The organism is Longimicrobium sp. (assembly GCA_036389795.1).
Classification (GTDB): domain Bacteria; phylum Gemmatimonadota; class Gemmatimonadetes; order Longimicrobiales; family Longimicrobiaceae; genus Longimicrobium.
This window is the reverse complement of the sequence record DASVWD010000208.1, coordinates 1-5,646: the sequence shown is the minus strand read 5'-3', so window position 1 is coordinate 5,646 and position 5,646 is coordinate 1. Positions and strand designations below refer to the sequence as shown.

Sequence of the window (5,646 nt, the reverse complement as noted above, 5' to 3'; positions counted from 1 at the left end):
CCGTGCCGCTACCGCGCCCAACCTACCTGGCAGGGTGAGAAGATTCTTCGGCCCTGCGGTCATCCGTGCGAATGCCGGTCCTGTGTGATCGGGCCTCAGAATGACAGCAAACACCAACTGATTTTCCGGATTCCGTATGAGGCCTTTTCGCCGTTCGCCGAAGATCAGAATCCGTCCAGAACGATCCCTGAAAATTGGTATCACGAAGAGTCGCGGAGGCGCGGAGAGCGTTTGGTTCTCTGCGTCTCCGCGTCTCTGCGTGAGAAAGTCTGTTACGTGATTCGGGATGGCCCGGAGCGGGCGCTACGCCGGGCCGGGGCCGCGCGGCGGGCGCACGCCCGGCGACGGCTGCGCCCGCTCGCAGAGGCGCTCCAGCTCGGCGTCGGAGAGGGCGTCCCACCCGGCCGGGATCGGGACGAGCCGCCTGCGCTCCGTCGGGCACTCGAACGCCAGCCAACCCGCCGCCATGTCCGGTCCGAAGAGGCGGGACGTGCTGCGCCGGTCCGCGCTCGTCCGGCGGTCCGGACCGGTGTAGGCGAGCACCGGGTCCGGGCTGCGGCGGTCGTACCCCCGGCGCCGCTCCTCGTCGTGCCGGACGCCGGGGATCACGCTCCACACGTGCCACACCACCCCGGCCGCGCTGCGGAAGGTGCGCAGGGCCATCGCCGCTCAGCCCTCCCGCCCGGCCCGCGAGCACGCCGGCCCGGCGCTGCGCGGCTCGCTGGTCGCGTGGTCCTGCCGGCCGATGCTCTCTCGGAGTGTCATGCGCGCCCCGGATTATGGGTGGAAATCCGGGGAGCAGATACCGCAACTATTGTACCCGCAATGACTTATGTGGATCGGCCGAATGCGGTTCGATCGATTTTGGAGTGCGCGGCGGGGCCGGGCCTCACCCGAGGGCAGCGGCGGGGCTCCGGGTGGCGCGGCGGACCGGTTCGGCGGAGGCGCAGTAGGCGGCCAGGTCCGCGTCGCTGCTCTCCTCCCAGCCGCCGGGGATCGGGTGCAGGCGCCGCTTCTCGGCCCGCGACTCGAAGCAGAGCCATCCGTCGGCCATCGCGGGCGGCAGGTGGCTGCGGGCGTGCGCGGGCCAGTCCAGGTTCTCGCCGGGAACCACGTTCCAGGCCTGCCACACGGTCCCGCCGGAATCGGTGAAAGTTCGCTCGGCCATGGACGTAAGCAGTTGGGGGGCAACGGCTAAGGCTGGAACCAGGGACGCATGTTCCATGCCCCCTACTACGTATCCGCGTAGCAGTTCGCGGGCGGCGCTCCCGTCCGGCCCGGCGCGGTCACGCGCGCGGCGGCGGTCCGGGCGTGCTTGAGGATGGTGCTCCGTGGCGTCGCCGGATGGATCGGGGAGCGCACGAAGCTTGCAGGGCCGCGCGGCCGTGCCGCCCCGGGGCATGGGCCCCGGGAGAGCGGGACACAAAGCCTGTTTCCAGTCTGGAGGAAGCCATGCGGAAGGTGCTCGTCGTGTGTGCCGCGCTCGCCCTCTGCGCCGGGCCGGCGCTGGCCCAGCAGCAGAGCCAGGACCTTGCCCCCGCTCCCGCCGCGGCGGTGGCCCCCGCGCCCGCCGCGCAGGCCGACGCGCCGCAGCCGCGGAAGCCCGCGCCCTCGCTCTACGTCAGCACCGACGAGGTCCGCCGCCAGGTGCAGGCGGCCGCCGAGGAGAAGCGCGGCGCCGAGGCGCAGGTGGGGAGCCAGAACTTCCTGTACATCGTGGCCGCGATCGTCGTGGGCGTCATCATCGCCGCACTCATCCTCGACTGAGGATCGTTCAGGGTTCGAGATCCGTAACTGAATGCCTCACACGGAGGAAACGGAGTCAACAGAGAAAACTCTCCGTTGACTCCGTTGACTCCGTGTGAGTCCCTTCCGCTGTAGAATCAAGAAGTAATCTCGGGAAACAGGATCAGTAGAAGTCGCGCGCGGTGACGCGGCCGGTGCGGCGGCGCTCGCGCAGGCGCTCCCGCAGCACGCGCAGCTCGTCGTTCATGCGCGCGGCGGCGGTCTCGAACAGCTGCTCGCGCGGGAGCGTGGACGGGTCGCCGCCGGCCAGCTCGCGCATGGCGCGGCGCAGGGCGTGGTCGTTGGCGTAGCCGGCCGAGCGGGCGGCGTTCAGCACGCTGCGGCCGGGCTCTTCCAGCAGCCACGCCGCCAGCAGCACGCGCATCCACGCCTGCAGCCGCCGCGGCGGGGGAAGCGCCTCGCGCCGGCACCAGGCGCCCACCGTGCGCGGCTCCACGCCGAAGCGCGCCGCCAGCTCGGGCGCCCCGCCGCCGTCCACCGCCACCTCGCACGCCGCGCGCACCAGCGTGGCCGCGTAGTCCGACGCGTACTGCAGCAGCTCCGTCTCCATCCGCCGCTTGAACGGCCGGGCGTGCGCCCCGCGCAGCCGCGGCAGCGCCGCCTTCGGGTTGTTCTCCAGCTCCAGGTCGATCATCTCGCTGATCCCCCAGGCCAGCAGCGCCACGATGTCGTCCAGCCGTTCGGGGTGCACGTGCAGCGCCACCACCACCGGCGTGCTGGGCCGCCGCCACACCAGCTCGCGCAGCCGCGGCGAGGGGCCTTCTCCGCGCGCGCGGCCGGAGTAGGGGTTCACCAGCGCCACCGTGGAGGGCGCGGCGCCGGCCAGGGCGGCCTCCAGCTCGTCCCAGCTCTCCACGTCGCGCGTCCGGTAGTGGCCCTCCAGCTCGCGGAGGGTGCGGTGCACGGGCGCGTCGAGGACCAGGACCAGGCGCTCGGGGGTGCGGTTCATGGGGGCCTCCAAGAGGGGCGTGAGGGACACTCATTTCGTGCTGTCGATGTGTGACCTGTGTCCACTCTGCCCACTATGATTCCTCGCGGTCCAATTCTCAAGTCTCTCGACCGGAGGAAGAACCTCATGAGACACGTCAGAGCACTCCTTGCATGCGCGGTGGCGCTTTCGGCCTCCGCCTGTGCGCAGACGCCCACTACGCCCGAGCCCGCCCGCTTCGAAGGCTCATGGCTGGGCAGCGGCAACTACAGCGCGCCGATCTCGCCGCGCTACAGTGGCGTTTACTTCGGCGGTGGTCAGCGAGACGGTACGAGCACCACGACCACGTCCACGACCTCGACGACCGATTCCACAGCGGTTACACGAGGCGTGTTCTTCGGGGGAGGACACTAGAAACCTCTGTGGCGAGCGGGGCGTGCGCACGCGGTGGCGCCGCTCCGCCCGCGTTCGCCATCAACCGTTCCCTTAGCGGATCAAGTTGGAATGCAGGGAAAGAACGAACTCCTGCGCCAATCGTTCTGCAGGCTTGTCTGCGTCTGGCTTGAGCCCCCGCTTACGCGCCTTATCGACAGTCTCACCGCAACTCAGTTTAGACAGCGCAAGCTCCGCCTCCGTGATCATCTCAGCAGCTCCACATCCGGAGGCGATCTCCAGCGCCCGCGTAAACGCCGCAGTCGCCAGATCAACCCTGGAGAGGTTTGCGGCGCCGATGCCTGCTTCGTAAAGAGCCCCTGCGATCAAAGCACCCGGAATTTCGCACGTGGCGAATTCTTGAATCTCGTTCCAGCTCTCCCCAAACAGCTCGCTTTCTCCGACCCCTCCAGCCGCGCGGACAATGCCGGCCGTGATGCGTATGCGCTCCTCCGGCTGCGTGAAGTGTGGGCGGAGGGCAAGAAAAATCGGCAGCGCCCGCGAGTAGAACCCCTGAACGTTCCAGAACAACGCTACGTCCGTAGCAAATTCGGGGAGGCGCGGATGCGTCGGTCCGTACAGCTCGAACGCACGCCCGGCATATGCCTCGGCGGCCTCCGCTTCACCGGCTTCCGCGTGAACGACGAAAAGATTGTGCGTTGCGATCCCTTCAACTTCGCGCAGCGAGTTCCGGTGGGCGATCTTGATCGCACGGAGATGGAGGCGCTTCGACAGCGGAAACCTTCCTCTCTCGAAGTAAACCAGCCCAAGGCTGTTGATCGAGCGCGCCTGGGCTTCCCAGTCGTCCGTCCAGACCGCGACGCGGTGGGCGCGACGGAACCACGGCTCCGATTCTCGGACCCGCCCGAAGGCGCACATCAGCCTTCCGACTACCCACGCATACCGTGCGTGCCGCGGCCAAACGAGGGCGGCGAGCTGCGTAAAAGCCAGGGCTGTGGCCTTCGCTTCCCGCCCGGTCGCCCAATCGGAAACACAGAAGCACGCCCACGACAGCCGCTTCGGGTCGGCCGCCTCCGGGTCGAGGAGGGCGGCGGCGAGCACGGCCAGGGGAGCCGCGATCTCGTCAGTGCGCAACCGGGAGAGCACCGCGTCCTCGATGCGCCGCAGCTCCGCGCGGTCGGCGGCGGGCGGGCACTCCGGGTCCAGCGTCCAGGCGAGCAGGGCCCGATGGAGCCGAAACAGGAGCACGGCGGTGGGTCCCAGGCCGTCCGACAGGATCTCCGCGCCGGCCACGGCGCCGCCCTGGACCTGCAGCGGGTGCACCAGCTCCAGCGGCGCCCGCGGCAGGTCTGCGGCGCTCTGTCGGCGTCCGGGCATCGGCATGCCTCCGTGGCTGCGGGAAACGCGCGAAAGTCCTGGCGTGAGTGACGCCACCGGACGCAGATTCTAAAGCGGACAAAATGGACTATCCAGCCGCACAAACGGGAGCACGCCAGCCGCCGCGCACCCGCACCCGTGGCGACACATCCGGCACACCGCTCGCTCCGCGCCACCGGCGGGATGTAACGCGCGGCGGTACGGGTTTCGCTTCCTTCTCGCGCCCTTCCGGAACCAGGAGCCGAGGAGGGAGCGCATGGCGGAAGAGAACATCACGGGGGCGGAGCTGGTCGCCGAGCTGAACGACCTGCTGCAGCTGGACTTCGACGCGATCGCCGCCTACACGGTGGCCATCGAGAGGGTGGAGAGCGTCACCTACCGCGAGACGCTGGAGGGCTTCCGGCGCGACCACGAGCGCCACGTGCGCGAGCTCACCGAGCTGGTGCGCGGCGCGGGCGGCACGCCGGCCGAGGCGCCGCACGTGCCCACGGGCGCCTTCAAGCTGGCCGTGCAGGCCGCCGGCGCCGCGGGGAGCGACCGCGCGCTGATCCTGGCCTTCAAGGCCAACGAGGGGCAGTCGGTGGAGAAGTACCGCCGCCACGCCGAGCGCCCGCACTCGCCGAAGGTGGCCGAGGTGCTCCGGCGCGCCGCCCGCGACGAGGAGAAGCACTACGAGTGGGCCGAGACGCGGCTGAAGCGCCTGGACGCCGGCCCGAAGACCGCCGCGGGGAAGGCCGAGGCCGTCTTCGAGGCCGTCCACGGCAAGTCGGCCGACCTGATCGAGGCCGCCGAGCGCAAGGCGATGGAGGTGGTGGAGAAGGTGAAGAAGAAGTAGCGCGGACGGGTTTGGGATCGGCTCTCACAGAGGGCACAGAGGACACGGAGGAACAGCGGATGAAGTTCTCCGTGTCCTCCGTGAGATTTATCAGCCTGCCCTGCGCACGGATGGATGATACCGGATTCCAAGAATCAGTGTGCAATCCGGTCCTCTCGCGAACCATGTCATTCCGAGCGGCGCCGCAGCACCGATCCGAATTTCACACCTCAGTTGGGCGGCGCCCGAGGAATCTACTCACCCCGCCCGGACGCTGGCTCCGTGCATCGGTCCGGCCTCCTGCCGGCCGCGGGTAGATTCCTCGGGA

The 5,646-nt window shown here is 69.5% G+C and carries 6 protein-coding genes; 2 read left to right on the top strand and 4 right to left on the bottom strand.

The features are described from left to right. Nucleotides 1-303 precede the first annotated feature (303 nt). Together VF746_24795 and VF746_24790 are read right to left on the bottom strand one after the other, a co-directional pair. A complete protein-coding gene (locus tag VF746_24795) occupies nt 304-663 on the bottom strand; it encodes a hypothetical protein (protein ID HEX8695656.1) in 360 nt (119 codons plus the stop codon). Nucleotides 664-889: 226 nt separating this feature from the next. After that, nucleotides 890-1,168 carry a hypothetical protein gene (locus VF746_24790; protein HEX8695655.1) on the bottom strand — a complete coding sequence of 93 codons (279 nt, stop codon included), beginning with the start codon at nt 1,166-1,168 and terminating at the stop codon, nt 890-892. A gap of 284 nt (nt 1,169-1,452) precedes the next feature. Between VF746_24790 and VF746_24785 the strand changes: the two genes are divergently transcribed. After that, nucleotides 1,453-1,767 carry a hypothetical protein gene (locus VF746_24785; GenBank protein ID HEX8695654.1) on the top strand — a complete coding sequence of 105 codons (315 nt, stop codon included), beginning with the start codon at nt 1,453-1,455 and terminating at the stop codon, nt 1,765-1,767. A gap of 142 nt (nt 1,768-1,909) precedes the next feature. Here VF746_24785 and VF746_24780 read toward each other — a convergent pair whose 3' ends face one another. After that, complete coding sequence (locus tag VF746_24780) at nt 1,910-2,755, bottom strand: helix-turn-helix domain-containing protein (GenBank protein ID HEX8695653.1); 846 nt, start codon at nt 2,753-2,755, stop codon at nt 1,910-1,912. A 465-nt stretch (nt 2,756-3,220) separates the two neighbouring features. Continuing rightward, nucleotides 3,221-4,504 (bottom strand): tetratricopeptide repeat protein, encoded by a 1,284-nt coding sequence (locus tag VF746_24775; GenBank protein ID HEX8695652.1) that lies wholly within the window; start codon nt 4,502-4,504, stop codon nt 3,221-3,223. Between the two features lie 256 nt (nt 4,505-4,760). Between VF746_24775 and VF746_24770 the strand changes: the two genes are divergently transcribed. After that, entirely contained in the window at nt 4,761-5,339 is a 579-nt protein-coding gene (locus VF746_24770) for a ferritin-like domain-containing protein (GenBank protein ID HEX8695651.1), read from the top strand. Nucleotides 5,340-5,646: the final 307 nt, after the last annotated feature.